Source organism: Vibrio ziniensis (assembly GCF_011064285.1).
Taxonomy (GTDB): Bacteria; Pseudomonadota; Gammaproteobacteria; order Enterobacterales; family Vibrionaceae; genus Vibrio; species Vibrio ziniensis.
The window spans coordinates 1,409,444-1,433,429 of record NZ_CP049331.1 but is presented as its reverse complement, the minus strand read 5'-3'; the positions used below and the strand labels follow the sequence as shown (position 1 = coordinate 1,433,429).

The following is a 23,986-nucleotide window of genomic DNA, read 5'->3' as shown; positions in this document are numbered from 1 at the left end:
TTATTCCTCCATCACAGTAACAAATGCAGTTAACTGTTCTCTCGGGATCAAAGTTGAATCCATAGCTAATATTTCTTTCACAGACTTCATTACCCCACCCCCACCTGCCGGACCATTGGTATAAAGGGTTTCTACTTCATTTCCGACTTTTACTGCTTCTTCACGAGTACCACAACGCGCCGCAACACGAGCTCTAACCTCGTATGGTGTGTAATCTTGTGAACGAGTTGCCCCATGTAATGCATTTACACCGATCAAGTCATACCGAACTTCAGCTGGGGAGAACTTACAGACATCAAATCGTCCGCGAACAATATCCAAAGCAAGTTCACCACGAGCTACAGCATTTCCTCCGGCGTAAGAAATTTCGCCTTCACCAATGAATCCATCAGCATATCCAACAGATACTTTCAGTGTTTGTGTACGTGCTTTTCCTGAAGCGCCAGAAACCTTAACTCTGTCTTTTCCATCATTTTCAAATCTGACTTGACTAAAATCCGCTACAACATCCGGTGTTATGTAGTGATCTGGTCTATGAATTTCATACAACAACTGCTCTTTACAGGTATCGACACAAACAAGCCCACCAGAGCCTGCTACTTTGGTGATAACAGCGTCGCCATCTTCATTAACTTCTGCAATAGGAAAACCTAAACGATCTAGCCCTTCTACATCTTTAAATCCTGGATCAGCATAATACCCACCGGTAATTTGGCCGGCACATTCCAGCAAGTGTCCAATGCATGTGCCTTTTCCAAGCCTTTCCCAGTCATCCAGCTTCCAGCCAAAAGAATGAATCATAGGCGCTAGAAACAATGAAGGATCGGCAACTCGTCCTGCAATAACAACATCAGCATCAGTTCCAAGTGCTGTTATCAAACCTTCTACACCCATATAAGCGTTTGCAGATAAAATCTGTTTACCACTTTCAGATACTGGAACTCCTGCTTCATCAAGCGTTAAATCTAGTTTGATCAACAGGTCAAATGCATCATCTCCGGTAACTATGGCTACTTTTATCTTTTCTAACCCAAGCTCGTTAGCCACAGATAGAACCACTTTGCCTGCAGCTAATGGGTTCGCAGCCCCCATATTAGAAAGAATTTTGATCCCATTTTTCTTACATGCAGGCAACACCGCTCGCATTCGGGCTTCGAGCAGCTCGTTATAGCCTTTGTTAGGATTGGTTTGCTTCTGTTTTTGTCCAATAGCAATCGTCCTTTCGGCTAAACACTCAAAGACGAGATAATCAATTCCGCCCTGTTCAGCTAGCTCGACAGCGGGCTCAATACGGTCCCCTGCATAACCAGCTCCTGACCCTATTCTGATTGTTTTCATAACTTCTCCTAAAATTCTTAATCACTTGCGCAGTAATAATTGAGGTGTCGCTCCACCAAAGGCGGGCTGTACTACCAGCCCGCTAATCATTTTTTACACAGTGATAGCTCCGGTTAAGACAGCCACAATCGTCATAACTAAAGTAACCAGGAATGCTAAAGGAATGGTTTTCTTCTGATGATCGGCAAGGTCAACACCAGCCAGACCGACCAACAAAAACGTTGATGCAGTTAATGGGCTTACGGGGAACCCGGTTGTCATCTGCCCTAAAATTGCACCTCGTGCGACTTCAGTACCACTAGCACCAAGAGCTTCCGCCGCTGAAGATAAAACCGGCAAGATACCGAAATAATAAGAATCTGGATCGAACAACAAGCTCGCAGGCACTGACGTTAGAGCGGTTAAAACAGGTAAATGTCCACCAAAACTTTCTGGCACAACTCCGACTAACCCCTGTGCTAACTCAGTGATCATCCCTGAATTTTTTAGAATCCCGGTAAATACGCCTGCAGCAAAAATAATAGAAATCATTAAAATTGCGGCTTTACCGTGAGCGGTAATGCGCTCTTGTTGCATTTTTACGTTCGGATAGTTCACGACAAGTGCAATCGCTAGAGCAACCACAAATACCGCAGGTAATGGCAGAGCCTTAACAACCAAACAAGTAATAGTGGCCACAGTAAGTAGAGCATTGAAAATAACCAGTTTTGGACGTTTCAGACTTTGATCAGTTTCATGTTCGATTTCAACATCTGAGATAGAAGCAGTACTCTGCGTAACTGCTGCTATGCGATTTTTTTCCTTTTTTCCTAACCAATATGCAACAGCGACAACTGTAACCAAACCAGCTAAAAATGCAGGGATCACAGGATTAAATAAATCTGTCATTTCTATTTCTAAAGAAGTGGCAGCTCGCAGTGAAGGTCCTCCCCAAGGAACTATGTTCATGGTACCTGCGCCAAGTGCGGCTATACACGCAAGTACCTTTCTATCCATTCCCAATTGATCATAAATAGGCAATAGAGCAGGAATACATACTAAAAACGTAGATGCTCCAGAACCATCCAAATGAGCGACCATAGCAATCACCGCCGTCCCAATTGCGATTTTTACCGGATCTTTTCCTCCAAAACGAATTATCCCTTTTATAATTGGGTCGAACATTCCGGCATCATTCATCACAGAAAAGTAGAGAATGGCAAAAGTCAGCATGATGCCAGTTGGTGCAACTCCTTTTAATCCCTTAAGAATATATTCACCCAGATTTGGACCTAGTCCAGCAAGTAAACCAAAGACAATCGGCACCAAAACCAATGCTACGATAACCGATAAACGCTTGGTCATTATTAATGCCAAAAGAACGGCAATGGAACAGAATCCCCAAAAAGCCAGCATAGAACACTCCTTTTATTTAATTTTAAATTTTCACGTTATTTATTTTTGAACCTTTGCATTAAAACTTTCATAAAACGATATATTCACATTCTGTCATATGGGATTTTTTTCGTATAATTGGAAAAAAACATAAATTAATAGAAAAAACGAATAACACAGCTTATTTGAAAAACAAATAAGCTAAACAAAAAAACAAATGCACCAAAATCATTATATTTTAATGACTTACAAAAAAGCGTTACAAACATCAAACAATTTAGTGAGATATATTTAAAATAAGAATTCTGTGAAATTAATGTGAATAATGAGAATTAACCAACATTTAATAGTAAATAGAAATGATATTATCGAACGTGATGTTTCATATAATAAAAGCCAATACTAATGAACTTATCTATAAAACAATTCAAGGCTTTTCTTCTGCTCAGTGAATGCGGCAGCTTCACTCAGGCTGCGAAACTTTTCAATCTTTCTCAGCCTGCATTTAGCGCATTGATCGCCAGTTTAGAAGAAGAAATAGGCTATCGGTTGTTCGACAGAGATACCCGAAAAGTTGAGCTGAATGCCGACGGCATTCATTTTATTGATATTGCCAGACGATTAGTTCAAAACCACGACGATGCCATTAGTGCGATTGAAGCAAGAGCTGCGGGAAACAAAGGGAACATAATGTTAAGTGTGTTGCCATCTCTGGCGGTGGAATGGCTACCCGATATACTGGTCCAATATGGCGATAGCAATCCGGATACACATATTTCATTAAATGATACGCAATGGGATATTTGTTTAAAGTCCTTATTGGATGGGGAATCGGATCTTGCTCTTACGGCAGGTCAACCTTCTATAAACACATTTGATTCAACCTTTTTATTTTCAGACCGTTTTTATCTTTTGTGCCATAAAGACCATCCCCTTGCGATAAAACCAACTGTATCGTTGGAGGAACTCACTGATCATTCCCTAATAGGTTTTAAGACAGGAACCAGTATCCGGCAGTATATGGATAAGCTAGCGGATACAATGGATAAAAAATTCAGTTACCGCCTTGAAGTAAGGCAGCTAACAACTATGATGGGGCTCGTTTCTACCAATTACGGCGTCAGTATTGTAACAGGGTTAACGCTATTTCAGTTTAAAGATAAAAATATCGCTATTATTCCATTCCGGGACTTAGTTTTGGAACGTGCTATTTATCTTGTGTCTTTAAAAGGGCGTACTCAGCCATCACATGTCAGTAATTTTGCCAACTTTATTATCCAGAAGGCGAAGCTGTTCAATGTCACTTCTCTTGATTCTGTAGCAACTAAATATTTAGATGTAACCGAGCCAATGTCTTAATAAATATTGTTGAATTAAGCCACGTTTACACTTAGTCAAAACCCATAAATCATCATCATAAGGTTCTGGAAATTTCTGAGTTAGGGATTATCAATAATTCAGGCGAAATTGATTACTTTTTGTATCAATAAGTCTTAAAACAATAAAGCGCCCAGTTTGGGCGCTTTGTCCGATAAGTAGTTAAGAGTTATTTGCTGACTTTTAACGTAGGATATGACAAATTTAGAGAGATAACTAAATATATTTGCGAAGACCAGTCTCAAAAGCTATTTAGAGACCTAAAGGTTATATTAAACTATGAATATATAGATAAGAATGACAATCTACTAGCAGTAATTAGTATTGATACAAATAAATGTTAGGCACATGTCTGCCATTAGGAAAATGACTAAGCGTAACAAAATGAATATGCTCTATTCCATAAGTCAGCTTTGTAGTCGATCTAGCTTAGAGTAAGCCAACAACGAATAGTTGGTATCGTAACCATCTTGGTCATTATCAAAATTTGGTCAACTAATGAAAAAAGCACCGTGTCTTAAATTTTGGACTGACACACTTCGGGGCAGTTTTGATTTATAGAAGCCTAGATACTGATTCAGAGAATGTATTTCATTATTTTTGCTCCATCACCATATGTAGGTGAAACACTCTGATTCTTAATTTCAGTAAAGCCCATCTTTTCCCAAAACAAAGAAGAGCCTTGAACAGCAACCAGCCTGATTTGTTCAAATTTAAGTCTTATCGCAACGTTTAATAAATAGCTAACCATTTTAGCGCCAACCCCTTTCCCTGCTACCTGATTAGAAATTGCTAAATCATGTAAAAACAATATAGAACCAGACATATCAGACTGTTCAGGTAAAGGTTGGAATAGCTTAGGGGGCACTTCTTTATTCCATGAATGCGCTAATAAATATCCTAGGACATTATTATCTTCCTGACAGACAAAACAGCAGTCTGGAGATTGATACCATTTGCTTTTCAACACATCAATACTTTCTGGCTCTACTTGTAAATAGACTTCAGACTGAACCTTTAGTATTCCAGACCATGTTGTTTCATCCACTAATTTTATTGACATTTTTTCTCTTCAAATAACGACTGATACCGATTACTTATACAGCGACTAACAGATAAAAATATAAGGAAGGAAGTCATCGTGGAGAAACCATACTCCACTAATCACATAATGAGGTATTAGATAAATTAGGTCAACGAGCAGATAAATCACTTGTAGAGAATCAATACTCTGAATATGAAAAAATTCATGTAGGTCAGGATATGTGATAGCTCAACTCCTTACCTACTGAATGACTACAATCAGTACCGTCCTAGGCAATAATGATGTCACCAAGTGCCTTCTCTATCTCAAGGAATTCCGGATGTGATTTGGCTTCTTCATCTGTAATTAGCTTAGTGATCTGAGTTGGCTCAGCATAAACGATGCGACTCGTGACCCCTAACTTGCTACTATCTGCAAGAATGAATGTCGATTTGGCATGACTGACCATCGCAGCCGCAATGGCGGCTTCCTGATGTGAAAAACTGCTGGCACCGGAACGCACAGAAATACCTACCGGCGATAACAAAGCAATATCTGCTCGATATCGGGATAGCTCAGAGATCGTCGCCTCCCCTGCGGTTGCCTGTGCTACACTCCCCATATGACCGCCAAGTAGGATAACATCATGTTGCAGTGGTAAGTTATTTTCATTTGAAGAGAGTTTTCCGGCAATCTCAAGACTGTTCGTTATGATCGTCAGTCCGGACATCGACATCAGCGGCTCAGTTAATAATGATGTGGTGCTACCTGCATCAATGAACACCGTTTGCCCCGAACGTAACTGTTTTACAGCAGCACTGGTAATTGCACGCTTCTCCTTACCTTTAACACTGGTGCGTACGATTAGGGGCGGCTCTGGCTCATAATCGTTTGATATCACGCCCCCATGTACGCGCCTTAAGCGTCCTTGCGCTTCCAGCTTGAGTACATCTCGTCTTACAGTTTCACGTGATACACACAAATGTTGGATAATCATATCCGTAGAAACATGGTTGAGAGTTGAAAGTAATGCACAAATTCTATGCAATCTGGTTTCTTCTAACATGTCCTTTTCAGTTCCTTGTTATTTGGCTGTGTCTCTTTTTCCCGTCAGATAATGCAATAATACTGACATTATCGCGACAATTCCCATCACACATGTTGAAAAAGCTGCCGCCTGAGAGGTCAATCCTGCCTCATCTAAACGCATGATAGTAACAGACCCGAGTGGCATTGTTGGAGAAACAAGAAAAATGATGGCTGACAGTGATACCATGGAACGCATAAAAAGAAAAACACCAACAGATAACAAAGTTAAACGCATTGCTGGCAGGTAGACGTCACGTAAGATTTGCCAGGTGCCACCACCCAGTACTTTCGTTGCGTCTTCGAGCGCTGCCGGTACACTGCGAATGCCCGTCATCATCGTGGTATAACCTTGTGTGTGATAGTGGTAGTAATTGCACAGTGCTACCAAGATAGCAGAACCATACAGAATTCCCCATGGCATTTGTGCTGTATTGAAGCTGAATACATACGCCAGACCCAGCACCAACCCCGGCACCCCTACGGGTAGAGAGCTCAGAAGGACTGCAAAATTACGGCCACTGCCTTTATGGCAGCGAATACCATAGCTCAACAAAAACAATGAAACGGTGCCGAACAACGCACACATCAATGATATCCAGATAGAATTCCATAACGGGAGATAGCCCCCTTCTAATTCGATGTCGTAATGTGACAGGGTAAAACTGAGGTTATATGGCCACAGTTTAATAAAGCTGGCAGCGACGACAGTGAAAATAACAGCCGCTACACAGAAAGCGATAAGCGTGTTCACAGCAAAAAGAGAAATGTCTCGTGAACGCAGTGGGGTTGGCTGGTACGGCAGCGTAGCGCGAGTGCCGACTTTGCTTCTGCTCTTCATCGCTGAACGCTCTATCCACACCGCTGTTGCAGCCGGAATCAAAAGCATAATACCGACGACTGAACCCATGCCGAATTTCATTTGCCCATTAACCTGACTATAGATCTCTGTCGCCAGCACGGAAAAATCACCACCAATGACAATCGCATTACCAAAATCCGTAATCGTTATAGTAAAAACAACAAATGCCGCACTCAGAAGACCATATTTCGCATCCGATAAAGTGATGTCTTTAAACTGGTGCCACTGGCTTGCCCCTAACACATTCGCAGCTTCATACTGACGAGCGTCACTCTGCTTTAAGGACGATCGAATGATAAGTACTGCTTGTGGGAGCGCGTAGAGAATATTCGCAATTAATAGCCCCCAGAAGCCATAAATGTTCATGCGAATCGACAATATATTTCCGACAATCCCGTTTCGACCGAGTATAAAAATAAGTCCTAAACCCAACACAAGTGAGGGTGCTAAAATCGGGAGGGTAATAATAGAAGAAATAGCCTTTTTACCGGGCATAGCCGTACATTCAAGACCATAAGCGACAATGAATGCGAATAGAATCGTAAACAGTGTCGTGGTAACACTCAGTATCAGGCTGTTGATTGTTGCGTGCCAGATACCCGGCATATGCGCCAGAGAGAGATAGTTTGTAAAACCGACGGCACCGGTATTGTCATTAATTAAACTATGCCAGAGTATGCTCAGCATAGGTAAACCGAAGAAAGAAATTAAGGCAATGAGGGGAACCCATAGCGCGAATTTTGTAAGATAGTAGTCACTACCTTTCCTTGAGAGTAATGTGATATTTTTCATGCATTCACCCAAACGCAATCCTTGGCATCTACTGATACAAGTACCTTATCCCCAACGGACAACTCGACATTACTGTGCATTTCAGCCAGCAGCATCTGCCCTTTCCAGCTGATCGTCGCGCGTTGAATACTACCCAAAAACTGAATATTGATAACGCTTGCATCTTCTGATGAATCTTTCTTAAGTTTCAGATATTCCGGTCTGATAAGAAGAGATTGATCATCCTTATTGCTATCTGCACTCTCCAGTATTTCAGGAAAGCATTCCGAAACCTGATCTTTTAACAGCAAATTACTGTGCCCCATAAACTCAGCGACAAATCGATTGGCTGGTCTTGTATACAGCTCCTTTGGTGAACCTATCTGTACTATACGGCCTCTGTCCATGCAGACAATTTTGTCTGCCATACTCATCGCTTCTTCCTGATCATGAGTGACCATTAATGTTGGAATACACAAACTCTGTTGTACTTCCCTGAGTTCCTGTCTCAGACCCGCTCTGACTTGTGCATCTAATGCCGAGAGAGGTTCGTCGAGTAACAAAAGAGAAGGTTCAACCGCCAGAGCCCGAGCGATAGCAACTCGTTGTTGCTGACCGCCCGAGAGCTGGTTTGGATAACGATCCCCGAATTCACTTAAACTGACCGTTTCAAGTAATCCTTTCACTCGCTGTGTGATTTGAGCTTTTTCTACACCTCGTATTTTTAGGCCGTAGCCAATGTTTTCTTCAATCGTCATTTGTGGAAATAGGGAGTATGACTGGAAAACAATACCAAACCCCCTCTCTTTAGCGGGCACATTAATCAAATCGTTCCCATCTAATTTTATTTTTCCACCATCGCTTGGCAGTAGTCCCGCAATCATACGTAACAGTGTTGTTTTACCACACCCACTTGGCCCAAGCAGACAAACAAATTCGCCTTGCTCGATAGCCAAATTGATACGCTCCAATGCGACAAATCCTTCAAACGACTTATGCAGATTTTCTATAACCAGTGACATACGGCTCCCTTATGTTTACGAGAATAGTCATTAACGAGCGATGGTTTTTTGCCATTCAACTAAAATTGCATCACGATCTTTGGCACTTTTGGCAAAATCAACAGGGAAGAGAATGGTGGACATATCTTCTGGAAGACCCGCGGATTTCGCTACCGTTGATTGTGGCGCGCCAGGAATGGTAACGATGGATTTATATTCGGTATAAAGCTCAGTCGCATGTTTTGATAACGTCCAGTCAAGAAAACGTTTTGCATCTTCTTTATTCTTAGATGATGCCATCAGGCCAGATGCTTCCAGTTCATAGCCTGCAGCATCTTTAGGAACAACCATCTTGATAGGGTAACCTTCATCAATCGATTGCAGCGCTGAAAATGCTAGTGAGGCTCCGATGGCATATTCACCCATACGAGCCGCTTTACAAGGGCGAGAACCAGACTTGGTATATTGCGCGATATTCTTGTCAAGTGAGCTCAAAAATTCCCAACCCTCTTTGTCACCTTTAGACTGAAGCAGCGCTGAAATCTGCAAATAGCCAGTTCCTGAGGATACCGGATTAGGCATAACGACTTCGCCTTTATAAATAGGATTGGTAAGGTCCTGCCAACTGGTTGGTAACGGGAGATTTAGTTGCTCCAAGGATTTAGTGTTTACACAGAGTGCAGCCATATAACCCGTTGCGGCAAACCATTTTTCATCGGGTGACTTAAACTGCTCAGGTAATTTATCTACTCCCTTAGCTTTATAGGGTTCAAGCAAGGTTGAAATTTTCGGGTTAATCATGCTGGTTACTGCCCATCCCCACACCACATCATTTTGAGGGTTCTGAGACTCAGCAAGAATTCTTGGCCCCAAATCTCCGGTAGAGAGGCGCAACACATTAATTTCGATATCTGGAAGATCTTTTTTTGCCTGTTCAACATAGCTTTTTATTTCAGCTTCTTCGAGAGCAGTGTAAACAGTGATACTTCCAGCATTGGCTACACTGATTGCTGCAAGAGATAAACCTACAAAAAGAGAGAGTTTACGTGGAGTGGTGTTAATCATAAGTATCCTTCCTTATGTGTGAAAAATCTTAGATGTTGTGTATTAATGTGGTTTGTGTTTTTTTGTGCATTAAATATGCCAAATTATATTTAAAAATTAATAACGTTATTTTTTAATAACTTAAATGCTTTGAATTAACTTATCAATTACTTACACCTGATTATAAAGGCATCATTTCTGCACTTTATTGGGGATTCATCTCACCAAGCATGTGCACAACAAAGTAATTGTGTATTTTATTGCATTTGTGTAGAGTATACTCCGAGTATTAACCGTTTAAGAAACTTAGAATCACAAGCATTAGGCTTTACATACTTGAATCAATGTATGAATAGGTACAAAACCAGGTAATACACAAATTTTCACAAATAGACTTTAAACGATATTTAAGGAAGAAAGATAACGATGTCTAAATACTTATATATTTTTGATATGGATGAAACGCTGGTTGATGGTGACTGCTCAATGCTCTGGAACCAATATTTGGTCGATGAGGGATACGTTGATATTCCCAACTTTTTGGATATCGATAAGGAGCTGATGGCTCGCTATGCCCGAGGGGAAATGGACATGGAGGAATACCTCGATTTTGTTATGCAGCCTCTTTCTGATATCCCGACGGAATCTGTCGATACAATGCTGTATGATTTTGTTGAAAGATACGTCTCACCGAGAGTATATGAGGAAGCAAAAACTCTTATCCATTCACTTAAAAATACTTCCAACGATATGTTGATTATCTCTGCAACAGCTAGCTTTATCGTAAGTAAAGTAGCCAAGTCACTAGGGATCGCACAATCACTTGGTATTGATATGGTGGTAGATAACAATCGTTATACGTCAAAGGTTGACGGCGTTCCAAGCTACCGGGAAGGAAAAATCACTCGATTGGAAATGTGGCTTCAGCAGAAATCTGATGAGTATGAAGGACTGCATTTTTTCACCGATTCAATTAATGATCTTCCACTCTGCAATTATGCCGATCGAGTCTATTTAGTTAATCCTTGTGAGAAATTGAAACAGGCAGCACAAGGAAAAAATTGGCAGACTTATGCGTGGTCTAAAACTGCTCTGTCTTGTGCGAAATAATTGTTCATTATAAATACTGCAATTACGCTAACAGGGCAGCTAAATTACATTAAGTAAAATACTTGGTCGTTTGTCATTTCCACCGTCAACACCGATTTGAACTATGACTTCTGAGGAAACAGTATAGCAAGTCGGCTTTTAAGCTATTCCCGCTTTCAATAGCCACATATATACAGATAATTCGACCGAGATAGCCCAGTGTCAACCAGATCACATTGTCTAACGAAGTATCCCAACATAACCACCAACACGTTAGACACATATAGTATGAACTAAAATTATCCGATATATATTAAAGAGGTTTCCATAATCACATGGCTAATTCATAAAGGGACACAGGCGTGTTTTCGACAAGCTATTCACATAACTTTTGTTAGTTACTGGCACTCTTGCCACAAAACGACATGGTGCGGTTTCAGTTGCTTAACTTCTTCACGTTCAACAAACGATTGAATCTCATCCACATCGATACGTGTTGAGTCATACAGTACGGCGCATACTTTATCCTTGACGAGCAGTTGATGACTCTCACCAAACGATGTGTAGCGTGACGATCCTAGGGAAATCAAAATGCGCTCAGGGTATCCAGCCTGCCCTAGTAAATCCTGAATGCTATGCAATGCCCCTTCGTTTGCTTGTGCGTTACTTTGGCTGACTAACCACGTAATCAACTGCTCGTAACTGTAGCTATAATCACCAAGAGAAACGTCATTGCAGCAGAGACTCCATTTTCCATCTCGTCCCAGAAAACTACAAAAGCGGTATTTATCTAAATCAGCACTCTTACTGAACTCAGCAAGAGGAATCACTTTAGTTGCGATACCTTTTGACGCCGCTCCCCAGTTTTTCTTTTGTGCCAATTTCTCCACAACCGCATTACGATGAGTAGCGTCGTTAAATAGAGTCATTGATTCTGGCTCAAACCCAAGTACCGAAGTGCCCAGATATTTAACCTTAGCAATCAATGCTATTTCGGGCTCCATTTGCACTTTTGCTGCAGGATCTTTAGGTAACATCAGAACATCAAAAGAATACGGATTCACATCCAGATAAACATCGCTAGCACCGGGTACATAAAACGGAAACAAAGCCTGTGGGCTTTGCGTATCAACGGTTCCTTGTAATCCTTTTGCTTCTCCGGTCTGCTGTAAATGTCCTGCAAAATTACCGGCAATGCCAATACCAAAGAGCGGCATTTTTGCACTTGGCTGATTAAAACTGTGCTGACTCAAGTTTTCCCTCACTTAAATTATTTATGTTTTCCAACAAACCTTAGGATGTTGTTACCGCTAAACCACGAATGATGATGTTTACCAAAAAATCCTGTGCGTCTTCAAATTCTCTTTCTGACATGGGAGAGCCTTTTATCAATTGAATCTCGGTATCAAAATCTGAATAAAACTGTGTTGAGCTCCAAATCAAAAACAGCAGATAGAGCGGTTCAACCGGACGAATCAATCCTTTATCAATCCAAGTGCGAATCACTGACGATTTTCCTGTCGCCCAATCAACCACTGGGAATTGAATCTCATCGCGAATGATCGGTGCGCCTTGGATAATCTCTTGCGCGAATATCTTGGATTCCTGCGGATGTGTTCGGCTATAGCGCATTTTCCCCACGATGTAGTTCCTCAGTACCGTTTCTGGCGGCATATTGGCGGCATCTTCGGAGAAACCCTCATTCCATAGATTTAAAATGTCTTGTAACAAGGCTTTGTAAAGCCCTGTTTTCGACTTGAAATAATACAGAATATTGGCTTTGGGCAAATTAACTCTATCTGCGATCGCCTGAACCGATGTTCCTTTATAACCGTGTTTGACAAATTCATCAGCAGCAGCTTGAAGGATCAAGGTTTCATTTCGGCGACGTATTTCACCTGAAATTGACCGCTTGTGCTGAGCAAGTTCGGTATCCAAAAGAACTCCTTTTATTTCGTGACTATATTTAAAGTAATCAATGGTTAAGGTTGTGTTGTCAAGTGCCTATTTTTTGCACCAACTTCAACACCACGCACCACATTAGTGCATAGCAATGACTAACGTTGAATGCCAAGCCTTACGCCTATTGATGTTGAACACTTGGTCAGGTTTTTGCATTTGGCTTTTGTAAATTCAGACCAAGAATAAATAATTAAACAAAAATAGCCGTAAAAAATATTAGAAAGGAATCTGCTCAACATGGACACACCACTTCTCGAGCTGTGGAATATCAGTAAGTTTTTCCCCGGCGTCGTGGCGAATGACAAAGTGAATTTGAAACTCCATCAAGGAGAGATTCTAGCTCTGTTAGGGGAAAACGGCGCAGGAAAATCAACGCTAGTAAAGATGATTTATGGCGTAAATAGCCCAAGTGAAGGGGCTATTATGTGGAATAACCGCGAAGTCACAATCAGCTCGCCAAACCAAGCAAGAGCAATGGGTATCGGCATGGTGTTCCAACACTTTTCCGTATTCGAAACACTGACCGTATTGGAAAACATTCAACTGGGTTTAGATAAGGAATTTCTTGATTCAGTTTCTGACTTACGCAAACTCATCATCGATAAAAGTGAACAATACAAACTGCACGTTGACCCAGACCGCTATGTGCATAGCCTAAGTATTGGTGAAAGACAGCGCGTAGAAATTCTTCGCTGTCTGATTCAAGACGTAAAACTTTTGATCCTTGATGAACCCACATCTGTGCTTGCCCCACAGGAAATTGAAGGTTTGTTTGAAGTTCTGAACCAACTTTCGAGCGAAGGTTGCGCCATTTTGTTCATCAGCCACAAGCTGAAAGAAGTCACTTCTTTATGCCATCGCGCAGTCATTCTTCGTGGCGGGAAAGTCACAGGGGAATGTGACCCGACCAAAGAGACACCAAATTCCATTGCTCGCATGATGGTGGGTGATGAAACCCAGCTATCGGAAAGCTATCCGAAAACGGAAACAACCGATGTCATTTTGAAAACAAACAACCTCACACTCTCACCTTCTCACCCATTTGGCTGTGGTCTTGAGAACGTGAACTTGCAGCTTCGAACTGGTGAAATCTTCGGTTTAGCGGGCGTTGCGGGTAATGGTCAGGAAGATCTATTAGCCGTCCTTAGCGGTGAAGACACTCGCAGTAATGCAGACAGCATTCAATGGCAGCAGATCAATATTGGCGATTGGGACGCAGGTAAACGTCGCGAACTTGGTCTTGCCTATGTTCCGGCAAACCGCCTTGGTCAAGGCGCTGTGCCGGAAATGAGTTTGGAAGAAAACACCCTATTGACTCACTCTCGTGCACTAAGCTCTCGTGGTGTGATTAACTTCCCTAAGCTCAAACAATTGGCTCAGCAGCTCATTAGTCATAACCAAGTGAAATGCCGCAATGAAAATTCTCAAGCGAAGAGCCTTTCAGGCGGTAACTTGCAGAAATTCATTATGGGGCGAGAAGTAGCTCAGCAGCCCAAAGTTCTCATCTGTGCCCATCCAACATGGGGGGTAGATATCGGTGCAGCCAGCGCGATTCATCGTCAACTCATTGCACTGCGTGATTCAGGCACTGCCATTCTTGTTGTCTCTGAAGACATTGATGAACTGTTTATTTTGTGTGACCGCTTAGCCGCGATTTATGAAGGGCAAGTGTCAGACGCAGTTAAAACCAGCAATACCTCTATCGATCAAATTGGGGAATGGATAGCCGGTGGTTTCGTTTCTCATGCGGAGGTAGCAAATGCTTAAGGTTCAACCTCGTTTAGAAAGCTCTAAGCTGATGTCTTGGCTTTCTCCATTCATTGCTGTCGCGCTAACTATGGCGGTATCCAGCCTGATGTTTGTCTGGTTGGATGTTGATCCAATTAAAGCCTTCCAAGTATTTGTTCTTATGCCATTTTCAGACAGCTATAACTTAGGCGAACTACTGGTGAAGTCCGCACCACTGATGTTATGTGCGATTGGTTTGGCGCTATGTTACCGAGCAAACATGTGGAACATTGGTGCTGAAGGTCAATTATTGATTGGTGCAGTTGCCAGTAGCGCGGTAGCAGTCACCGCGACTGACGATTCTGGCTTTGGCTCTTTCCTGCTAACCGTTGGCGCAGGTGTTATCGCTGGTGCGTTATGGGCGGGAATCCCGACGTGGTTAAACCGTCGTTTTCACACCAACATTATCCTAACCACTATCATGCTGAATTACATTGGTTTATACATTTTGCTTTGGGCTGTACATGGTCCGCTGCGCGATCCTTCTGGATTTGGTTTCCCAGAATCAGCCGTGTTTGTAGATGCGGTAATCATGTCACCATTGATGGAATCTGGGCGCGCAACAATGTCGATTGTGATTGCTGTCATTGTGGCAATAGCTTCAGGCTGGATGCTGTTCAAAACACTGCCAGGTTTTAAACTTCGCGTAATGGGTTCAGAGCGTGCTGCTGCAAAATACGCGGGCTTTTCCGAAAACAAATTGGTATGGGGCGTGATGCTTTTCGCCGGAGCAATGGCGGGATTTGCAGGCGCTTCGGAGGTCATGGGTCCCATTGGTCAGCTTGTTCCTTCAGTATCTCCGGGATACGGCTATGCTGCCATCATCGTTGCTTATCTTGGTCGCTTAAACCCGATAGGTGTGATTATCGCTGCGCTGTTTATGGGTGCCCTTTATATGGGAAGTGACCTTGCTCAAATCGAGCTGAATTTGCCGACAGCCGTCACTGGTTTGTTCCAAGGTACTTTGCTCTTTTTCTTATTAGCTTGTGATTTCTTAATTTACTACCGATTCGTTCCGAATCGTTCGTTAAGCAAACAATCTGCTAATTCACTAGTTAAAGAGAAAGGAGCCGCATAATGGATGCAATGCTAATTCAGGCGCTGTGTATCGCGGCGCTTAAAACAGGTACCCCACTGCTGATCATCGCTTTAGGCGAACTGATCTGCGAGAAAACAGGGGTGTTAAATCTTGGTCAGGAAGGCATGATGCTGATGGGTGCAATGGCAGGTTTTGCCGGCGCTATGGTATCAGGCAGCTTGCTCGTCGGTGTGTTGGTCGCCATGTTTGCAGGCATGATGATGGCGTGGTTGTTTGGCGTGTTAACGCTAACGCTGAGCTCGAATCAGGTTGCAACCGGCTTGGCGCTCACTATCTTTGGTACTGGTCTAAGTGCCTTCTTAGGCGGCAGCTTAGTAGGTAATACCATTCAAGGGTTCAAGCCAATCGCAATTCCTCTGCTGAGTGATATTCCGTTCTTTGGTCCTTTGTTGTTTAACCACGATATTTTGGTTTACGCGAGTTTCATCCTTGTTGGTACTTCTTGGTGGGTGCTGCATAAAACGCGTATTGGTCTAGTGATTCGCGCTGTGGGCGAAAACCCACACTCTGCAAACGCACTGGGTATCAAAGTTATCAAAGTGCGTTACATGGTCACATTATTAGGTGGCGCTTTCGCAGGTCTTGCGGGTGCTTATATGTCATTATCGTATACACCGATGTGGATGGAAAACATGACCGCTGGTCGTGGTTGGATTGCACTGGCTTTGGTTGTCTTTGCTTCATGGCGTATTGGTTATCTGGTGTTAGGCGCATACTTGTTCGGTTTTACCTCCATCATGCATTTAATGATGCAAGGTGCGGGTATAGATATCTCACCTAACCTATTGGCGATGACACCGTATGTTGCAACTGTTGTGGTCATGGTTCTGTTGAGTTCAAACGAGCTACGCCAGAAATTGGCAACGCCAATGAGTTTAGGTAAACCGTTCGACCCTAAACGTCAGTAACAACCTTTCTACTCAGCCCGCTTTCGCGGGCTGTTTCTCTCTCAGTTGCATCGAAATAGCAGCTAGCATTTTTATCTACATTCAGTAAATGTCTTGTCTACGTACAATGCCTGTCTTGCCTAAATCCAGTTCCTGCCTTATCTAAGAGCAATACCCGTCGCTGCTGATTACCTCAATCCAACGCGCATCAAAATGGTGCGTTTTGTATACAACAAAGCACCATTGTAAAACATTCACTTAAAGTCACTTTCACACCAGCGTCTATACTCAATGTATACAATGTAGCTAACCCCTTTGTGCACAATGCTTACGAGAGTATTGAAAATTTTTTATTTAAAACACGACCAGTTGGTCAACTTTTTGCTAACAAACTCGTATCAAGCATTTTTTACATACAACTTTTAACCTTAATTTTTTGCTTATCAAAAAATGCATAACCAAATAGCTATTTAAAAGTAGCGATATCTTTGAAATGGAGAATTTCATGAAAATAAATCAGTGGATGACGGTTGCAGCGCTATCAGTGTCTGCAGTGTTTTCAACTTCTACCCTTGCTGAAGACCCGATGAAAGTCGGTTTTGTATACGTAGGTCCAGTTGGCGACCACGGTTGGAGCTATGAGCACGACCAAGGCCGTCTAGAAATGGAAAAATACTTTAAAGGCAAAGTAGAAACGACATTCGTAGAAAACGTACCTGAAGGTGCTGATGCAGAGCGTGTTATTACTCAGCTTGCAAAATCTGGTAACGAAGTGATCTTCACTACGTCATTCGGTTTTATGAACCCAACAGCTAAAGCTGCAAAACGTTTCCCTAAAGTGACGTTTGAACACGCAACTGGTTACAAAATGGATAAAAACCTAGGTACTTACGTACTTCGTACCTACGAAGGTCGTTACGTATCTGGTGTTGCTGCTGGTATGGCAACTAAAACAAACACTCTTGGCTACATCGCAACTTTCCCAATTCCAGAAGTTATCCGTGACATCAACGCAACTTACCTTGGCGCGAAAAGCGTGAACCCAGATATCAAACTAAAAATCGTTTGGGTAAACACTTGGTACGATCCAGGTAAAGAATCCGATGCAGCAAACGCTCTAATGGACCAAGGCGCAGACATCATCATCCAACACACCGACAGCCCAGCTCCACTTATCGCAGCTGAAAAACGCGGCATGATGGGTATCGGTCAAGCATCAGATATGAGCCACTTTGCTCCTAAAGCGCACATGTTCTCTGTACGTGACCACTGGGCACCACACTACATCAAGAGCGTGCAAGCAGTTATGGATGGCACTTGGAAATCTGAAGATTACTGGGGTGGTCTAAAAGACGAATTGCTACAAATCGTATCTATCAACCCTAGCCTTCCTGAAGAGATCAAGACTGCTATCTCAACAACTGAAGCAAAAATCATCTCTGGTGAAATCGTTCCATTTACTGGTCCTATGAAAGACAACCAAGGTAAAGAAATGATCGCTGCAGGTCACTCTCTAACTGACCAAGAGTTGGCATCAGTAATGTGGTACGTAGAAGGTATCGACGCAAAAATTCCTAACTAATAAAGCCCGACTCGCGTATCAGCTCAAGATACGCGAGTCTTTTTTTACCCAAATAGTTGACCAGTTGGACAAGTTTAATAACAAAAACCCGTACTCATTGAAGCAAGGAAGCGCAGATAGACAAGGCTGCAGCTACAATTAGAAAGGGAGAGAGGAAGTTATGTTAGAGCTAATGATTAATAGCGAAGTGGTCAAAGTGGAGTCTGCTAAAGCAGATACCATGCTATTGAACTACCTACGCGAACAGAAACAAATGACAGGCTCTAAAGAGGGATGCGCAAGCGGAGACTGCGGAGCTTGTACTGTCGTTTTAGTCAGCTTAGAGGGTGATAACACCAATTATCGCCAGATAAACGCCTGTATCACGCCAATTCACTCACTGCATGGCAAACAGGTTATTACCGTTGAACACCTAAAACAGGGCAACCAACTTCACCCTGTTCAACAAATGGTCGTAGATAAGCACGGCACCCAATGTGGCTTCTGCACACCGGGTTTTGTCATGTCTCTTTATGCTTTATCCAAACAGACCGAAAAACCACAACACCCAGCAGATTTCTTAGCGGGTAACTTATGCCGTTGTACCGGTTATGGCCCGCTGATTGAAGCCGCCAACACCATTGCAACCACTGAAATTGAAGATCCACTCAGCGCTGAAATCGAAAGCGTAAAAGCATGGATGAAATCTGTTCAGCCACTCGAAAGTGCTCAATATATCAAGCCAACCACTCGTCAAGCTCTGGCAAAAGCACGTGCTGAACATCCGAATGCAAAACTGATTGCTGGCGGTACCGATTTATCGCTGGAAGTCACGCAACAACTGAAATCCATTCCAGAACTGATTGATATTTCAAGCGTGGATGACCTGCTTGGTATCACGGAAACCACATCAGGTTGGCGTGTTGGCGCAGCAGTGCCAATGAACATCGTTCATGAATTTATGAAAAAGCACTTTCCAACAACGGATGAAGTTATTGAACGTTTAGGAAGTTTAACCATTCGCCACCGAGCAACATTGGGTGGCAGTCTTGGTCACGCATCCCCTATTGGTGATATTGCACCACTATTGATGAGTCTTCAGGGCAAAATTGAACTCGATGATGGTGTAAACAAAACCCTGTATGCGCCTGAAGACTATATTACTGGCTATCGCGAAACCTTGATCAAACCAAATCAGTGGATCAGCGCGATTCAACTACCACGTTTGGCACCTAACCAGCACCACGCAATCTACAAAGTGAGTAAGCGTTACGAGGACGACATCGCAACGGTCACTCTGGCTATCAACATGACCATTGATTCAGACAAACGTGTGAAAAACTGCATTATTTCCGCAGGCGGTGTTGCAGCGAAATCAGTGCGTCTGTTCGAGTTGGAAAAAGTCTTTGTCGGTCAGCCACTGACCCAACCTATCGTCAACAAAGCGCGTCAAAAAGTTACGCAAGTCATTCATCCGCTCAGCGATGTTCGTGGCTCTGCTGAGTATCGCGTAAAACTGGTACAAAACCTGCTGCAACGCTTTTACTTAGAATCACAGCAAGTTGAAACAAGGTTGGTGCAACATGCGTAAATTAACTTCCGTTGATAAACAAACTGCTGTTGATACACAAACACCTGCTCAACAATCGGCAACTGGGACTGTACACAAACCGACTGTAGGCAAACCGCACAAACATGAAAGTGCCGATAAACAAGTGAGCGGAGAAGCCCTGTTTGTTGATGATTATGTAACTCCTAGAAACTGCCTTCATGCTGCGGTTATCATCTCATCCATTGCCAAAGGCAAAATTATTAACTTGGATCTTTCTTCTGTTGAGAATGCCCAAGGTGTGGTTAAGGTTTTTACTGCGGATGCGATTCCCGGTGAGAAAGACATTGGTACTATTTTCAAAGGCGACCCACTGCTGGCTTTGGACAATGAAATTCGCTATTTCGGTCAGCCTATCGCGCTAGTATTGGCAACCACTCACGACCAAGCATGGAAAGCCGCGCGTTTAGCTTCTGTTGAATACCAACAAGAAGAAGTTGTGCTAAGCCACGAAAACGCCTGTGAGCTGCTTCCTTCGCACCAAATGGGCAAACACATTGAACAGAGCGTGTTTGATAATGCGGATATCGCCATAGACAGCGATATGCACGTCGGTGGTCAGGAACATTTCTATCTTGAAAGCCAAGTAAGTCTTGCCGAAATTACTGAAGATGGCGGTATTTTTGTACGTTCATCCACACAAAACCCAACTGAAATTCAAAAGCTGATCGCGGAAGTTCTGCACCTTGATTTTAACCACGTAACGGTGGATATGCGTCGTATGGGTGGTGGCTTTGGCGGTAAAGAAAGCCAAGCAGCACAATGGGCATGTTTAGCATCATTAGGGGCATATCACACCAAGCGCGCCGTAAAAATGCGCCTTCCTCGTGGCATTGATATGACTGCGACAGGCAAACGTCACCCTTTCTATAACCGCTATCAAATCGCGGCGAACAAACAAGGTGAAATCATCGCGGCGGATATCCAAGTCAATGGACTTTGTGGTCACTCTCCCGATCTCTCTGATGCGATTGTCGATCGCGCGATGTTCCATGCCGATAACGCTTATTTTCTGGGAAATGCCTGTATTGAAGGCAACCGCTTAAAAACAGACATGGTTTCTCATACTGCTTATCGCGGTTTCGGTGGTCCTCAAGGGATGATCGTGATTGAAAAAGCGATGGAAGAGCTGGCACTTGCAGCGAAACAAGATCCACTGGATATTCGTCTTAAAAACCTCTACCGAGCGGGTAAAAATGTAACGCCTTATGGAATGCAGGTAGATCAATACGACGCCATGCTTGAAATCATGAAGCAGCTTGAGCAAAGCAGTGATTATCGTGCTCGTCGTGAACAAGTAAACCAATGGAACAAAACCCATTCTGTATTGAAGAAAGGCTTGTCTCTGACACCGATTAAATTCGGCATTTCATTTACCGCAACACATCTTAACCAAGCGGGTGCGCTTATCCACGTCTACACAGACGGTACAATGCAAGTCTCGCACGGTGGTACTGAGATGGGTCAAGGTCTGCATACCAAGATTGCGCAAATCGTGGCGCAAACTTTTGGAGTGAGCTTAGACAAAGTGCTCGTCACCTCTACCCGTACCGACAAAGTTCCAAACACCTCTCCGACAGCCGCCTCTTCCGGCGCTGATTTGAATGGTATGGCAGCGCACAAAGCAGCGTTAGAGATTAAACAGCGTCTGTTAGAGTTCGCACGCAGCCATTATAAGGTTGAAGACGTCGATATCGTTAACGGCGAGCTTGTGGGTATGAGTGAAACCGTCACTTGGGCTCAGTTGGTACAAAAAGCGTACATGGGACGAGTCTCTCTCTCAGCTACCGGTTTTTACCAAACACCAAAAATCGGCTACGACAGGAAGACAGCGACAGGTCATCCATTCTTCTACTTCTCTTTGGGCGCTTCGTGCTCAGAAGTCACTATCGACACACTAACCGGCGAGATGCGTGTTGATCGCGTGGATATTCTGCACGATGTGGGCAACAGCTTAAACCCAGCCATCGACAGAGGTCAGATTGAAGGCGCGTTTGTGCAAGGTTTGGGATGGCTGACAACCGAAGAGCTTGTGTGGCATGAAGACGGTCGCCTACTAAGCAACAGTCCAATGAACTACAAGATCCCGACGATTGGTGATTATCCAAAACAGATGCACATTGATTTGTATGAAAAAGCCAACCCAGAGCACAGCATCTATCGCTCGAAAGCGGTGGGTGAACCGCCGTTCATGCACGGCATCAGTGTTTGGTGTGCAGCTTTCGATGCTGTGGCTTCAATCAGTGATCACAAACATGCGCCAGATCTGCATGCACCTGCGACAGGTGAAGCGATTCTAACGGCATGTGAAAAGCAGCTGCATTGGCTGGAGCACAGTGCCGTTAAGGAGACTGAAGATGCCGTCACACCATAAGTCAACAAGCCTTCTCAGCGAAGGTTTCCTGAACAGGGGTTTACTGAACAACGGTTTACTGAACAATCCATCTTTACACTGGCTCAAAGCGTGTCAAATGCTTGAGGAACAGGGTGAAGCGTATTGCATCGCTACCATCGTTGCCTACGTAGGTTCTGTGCCAAGAGCGAGTGGATCTAAAATGGTCATTACTCAGGCGTGTCAGTTCGACACGCTGGGCGGTGGCAACCTTGAATTTCAAGTGATAGCTCAGGCACGTGAAGGATTAGCTTCTCATCAAAACCAAGTGGCGATAGAACGTTTCTCTCTTTCAGCAGATCTCGGTCAATGTTGCGGCGGCGCAGTGCAAGTGATGTTTGAGTATTTCCATACTCAAACACCTCACGTTGTTATCTTCGGTGCAGGGCACGTATGCCAAGCGTTAACCACTGTGCTGAGTGAGCTGCCTTGTCAACTCACTGTGATAGACAACCGCCACGAATGGCTCGAACCTCTACAGAACAAAGGCATCAACGTTGAACTGCTAGAAAATCCTATTGAAGCGCTAGGTCACGTACCCAGCAACGCATATGTAATTGTGATGACGCAAGATCATGGGCTGGACTTCGAGATTACTCGGTTGGCACTGGAGGAAAACCGCTTTGCTTTTGTTGGACTAATAGGGTCACAAGGTAAGAAGCAACGTTTTGAGTTTCGCTTAAAAGAACAACTTTCAGATGTTGGCTTGATTGACAATCTCACCTGCCCGATTGGTCATCCAGAGGTCAAAGGTAAGTTGCCTATGCAAGTCGCAGTATCAGTTGCAGCGCAGTTGATTAGCCTGTTCAGCAAACAAGGAAACCACAGCCAGCAAAGTCAATCTGACGTTGAAGAAGTGCAATGGAAACAAGCAAATGAAGCTCGTAAGGTTCTAAAGGAAGAGAAACAATGACAGCAGTAAAAACGAGCTTGGAATTAGACGATCAAGCGTTGAACAAAATCTGCACCAGCCAAAAATGGGTGGCGCTGGTTAAAGAAAAAATGCCTTTTGCTGATGCAGATGCGCTTAAAAGTGCAGCCATCGCAGCGTTTACAGAGCTTGAAGAACAAGATTGGTTAGAAGCGTTTGCTGGTCATCCAATGATTGGTGATATCTCTACTCTGCAAAAGAAATACGCACAGGGAAAATCGTTAAGTGAAAAAGAGCAAGGTGGCGTAAAAGGCGCATCCGATGACACTTTGCAGCAACTGCTTTCACTCAACAAAGAATATGTAGAGAAATTCGGTTTCATTTTCATCGTGTGCGCTACCAACAAAAGCGCAGATGAAATGCTTACCATGTTAAAAGCGCGCATTAACCGCACTCGTGAACAAGAGTTGCAACAAGCCGCAATAGAACAACAAAAAATCAGTCAGATAAGAATGGAAGCTTATTTATGAATAAACTCAGTTGCCATGTGCTGGACACCTCTAATGGGCATCCCGCAGCCAACATCGTTGTTAAACTGTTTCGTTTAGGCAGTTTTGAATGCCTTGCGGAAGAGACAACCAACGCAGACGGTCGTGCGGTTTTTGAAGGGATCACACTGGATAAGCACAATTTCACATTGCGCTTTCTTGTACAACCATACTGCGAAGAACAATTTGGTTCGTCATTCTTTCCGATGATAGACGTACATTTCACCGTTGCAGATGAGCGCAACTACCACATTCCTCTACTCCTATCTCCGTACTCATATTCCAGCTATCGAGGTAGTTAGT

General features: G+C 43.3%; 20 protein-coding genes. 11 read left to right on the top strand and 9 right to left on the bottom strand.

Annotated elements, in window-relative coordinates; genetic code table 11:
* Nucleotides 1-1,338, bottom strand: coding sequence for an acyclic terpene utilization AtuA family protein (locus G5S32_RS06535; protein ID WP_165311251.1), 1,338 nt, complete (start codon nt 1,336-1,338; stop codon nt 1-3).
* Between the two features lie 93 nt (nt 1,339-1,431).
* On the bottom strand, nt 1,432-2,733 hold the full coding sequence (locus G5S32_RS06530; protein ID WP_165311250.1) for a CitMHS family transporter: 1,302 nt from the start codon (nt 2,731-2,733) through the stop codon (nt 1,432-1,434).
* A gap of 384 nt (nt 2,734-3,117) precedes the next feature.
* On the opposite strand from G5S32_RS06530, the gene G5S32_RS06525 reads away from it, so the two are divergent.
* A complete protein-coding gene (locus tag G5S32_RS06525; RefSeq protein ID WP_165311249.1) occupies nt 3,118-4,071 on the top strand; it encodes a LysR family transcriptional regulator in 954 nt (317 codons plus the stop codon).
* Between the two features lie 595 nt (nt 4,072-4,666).
* Here G5S32_RS06525 and G5S32_RS06520 read toward each other — a convergent pair.
* The 5 genes from G5S32_RS06520 to G5S32_RS06500 form a co-directional block, all read right to left on the bottom strand.
* Nucleotides 4,667-5,152, bottom strand: coding sequence for a GNAT family N-acetyltransferase (locus tag G5S32_RS06520; protein ID WP_165311248.1), 486 nt, complete (start codon nt 5,150-5,152; stop codon nt 4,667-4,669).
* 250 nt (nt 5,153-5,402) lie between these two features.
* Nucleotides 5,403-6,161, bottom strand: coding sequence for a DeoR/GlpR family DNA-binding transcription regulator (locus G5S32_RS06515; RefSeq protein ID WP_207621609.1), 759 nt, complete (start codon nt 6,159-6,161; stop codon nt 5,403-5,405).
* Nucleotides 6,162-6,197: 36 nt separating this feature from the next.
* Nucleotides 6,198-7,748, bottom strand: a complete 1,551-nt coding sequence (locus G5S32_RS06510) for an ABC transporter permease subunit (RefSeq protein ID WP_207621608.1) — start codon at nt 7,746-7,748, stop codon at nt 6,198-6,200.
* A 101-nt stretch (nt 7,749-7,849) separates the two neighbouring features.
* Complete coding sequence (locus G5S32_RS06505) at nt 7,850-8,854, bottom strand: ABC transporter ATP-binding protein (protein ID WP_165311245.1); 1,005 nt, start codon at nt 8,852-8,854, stop codon at nt 7,850-7,852.
* 30 nt (nt 8,855-8,884) lie between these two features.
* Nucleotides 8,885-9,898, bottom strand: coding sequence for an ABC transporter substrate-binding protein (locus G5S32_RS06500; RefSeq protein ID WP_165311244.1), 1,014 nt, complete (start codon nt 9,896-9,898; stop codon nt 8,885-8,887).
* Between the two features lie 405 nt (nt 9,899-10,303).
* Between G5S32_RS06500 and G5S32_RS06495 the strand changes: the two genes are divergently transcribed.
* Nucleotides 10,304-10,987: an HAD family hydrolase gene (locus G5S32_RS06495; RefSeq protein ID WP_165311243.1), complete on the top strand. Its 684-nt coding sequence runs from the start codon at nt 10,304-10,306 to the stop codon at nt 10,985-10,987.
* 377 nt (nt 10,988-11,364) lie between these two features.
* Here G5S32_RS06495 and G5S32_RS06490 read toward each other — a convergent pair whose 3' ends face one another.
* Nucleotides 11,365-12,219: a DUF5718 family protein gene (locus tag G5S32_RS06490; protein WP_246201066.1), complete on the bottom strand. Its 855-nt coding sequence runs from the start codon at nt 12,217-12,219 to the stop codon at nt 11,365-11,367.
* A gap of 40 nt (nt 12,220-12,259) precedes the next feature.
* Nucleotides 12,260-12,904 carry a TetR family transcriptional regulator C-terminal domain-containing protein gene (locus G5S32_RS06485; protein ID WP_165311242.1) on the bottom strand — a complete coding sequence of 215 codons (645 nt, stop codon included), beginning with the start codon at nt 12,902-12,904 and terminating at the stop codon, nt 12,260-12,262.
* A gap of 261 nt (nt 12,905-13,165) precedes the next feature.
* Between G5S32_RS06485 and G5S32_RS06480 the strand changes: the two genes are divergently transcribed.
* The 9 genes from G5S32_RS06480 to uraH all read left to right on the top strand — a co-directional run bounded on the left by G5S32_RS06480 (nt 13,166) and on the right by uraH (nt 23,985).
* On the top strand, nt 13,166-14,695 hold the full coding sequence (locus G5S32_RS06480; RefSeq protein ID WP_165311241.1) for an ABC transporter ATP-binding protein: 1,530 nt from the start codon (nt 13,166-13,168) through the stop codon (nt 14,693-14,695).
* A complete protein-coding gene (locus tag G5S32_RS06475) occupies nt 14,688-15,794 on the top strand; it encodes an ABC transporter permease (RefSeq protein WP_165311240.1) in 1,107 nt (368 codons plus the stop codon). Before G5S32_RS06480 ends, G5S32_RS06475 begins: the two co-directional genes overlap by 8 nt.
* Nucleotides 15,794-16,723: an ABC transporter permease gene (locus G5S32_RS06470; RefSeq protein ID WP_165311239.1), complete on the top strand. Its 930-nt coding sequence runs from the start codon at nt 15,794-15,796 to the stop codon at nt 16,721-16,723. The genes G5S32_RS06475 and G5S32_RS06470 overlap by 1 nt, the downstream gene beginning before the upstream one ends.
* 484 nt (nt 16,724-17,207) lie before the next feature.
* The gene (locus G5S32_RS06465) at nt 17,208-18,284 is read left to right on the top strand and encodes a BMP family ABC transporter substrate-binding protein (RefSeq protein WP_165311238.1); all 1,077 of its coding nucleotides are present in this window, start codon (nt 17,208-17,210) and stop codon (nt 18,282-18,284) included.
* A gap of 160 nt (nt 18,285-18,444) precedes the next feature.
* Nucleotides 18,445-19,854 carry a xanthine dehydrogenase small subunit gene (gene xdhA, locus G5S32_RS06460; protein WP_165311237.1) on the top strand — a complete coding sequence of 470 codons (1,410 nt, stop codon included), beginning with the start codon at nt 18,445-18,447 and terminating at the stop codon, nt 19,852-19,854.
* Nucleotides 19,847-22,246, top strand: a complete 2,400-nt coding sequence (xdhB, locus tag G5S32_RS06455) for a xanthine dehydrogenase molybdopterin binding subunit (RefSeq protein ID WP_165311236.1) — start codon at nt 19,847-19,849, stop codon at nt 22,244-22,246. The genes xdhA and xdhB overlap by 8 nt, the downstream gene beginning before the upstream one ends.
* Nucleotides 22,230-23,177, top strand: a complete 948-nt coding sequence (xdhC, locus tag G5S32_RS06450; protein ID WP_165311235.1) for a xanthine dehydrogenase accessory protein XdhC — start codon at nt 22,230-22,232, stop codon at nt 23,175-23,177. Before xdhB ends, xdhC begins: the two co-directional genes overlap by 17 nt.
* Entirely contained in the window at nt 23,174-23,665 is a 492-nt protein-coding gene (gene uraD / locus G5S32_RS06445) for a 2-oxo-4-hydroxy-4-carboxy-5-ureidoimidazoline decarboxylase (RefSeq protein WP_165311234.1), read from the top strand. Before xdhC ends, uraD begins: the two co-directional genes overlap by 4 nt.
* Entirely contained in the window at nt 23,662-23,985 is a 324-nt protein-coding gene (uraH, locus tag G5S32_RS06440) for a hydroxyisourate hydrolase (protein WP_165311233.1), read from the top strand. Before uraD ends, uraH begins: the two co-directional genes overlap by 4 nt.
* Nucleotide 23,986 lies beyond the last annotated feature (1 nt).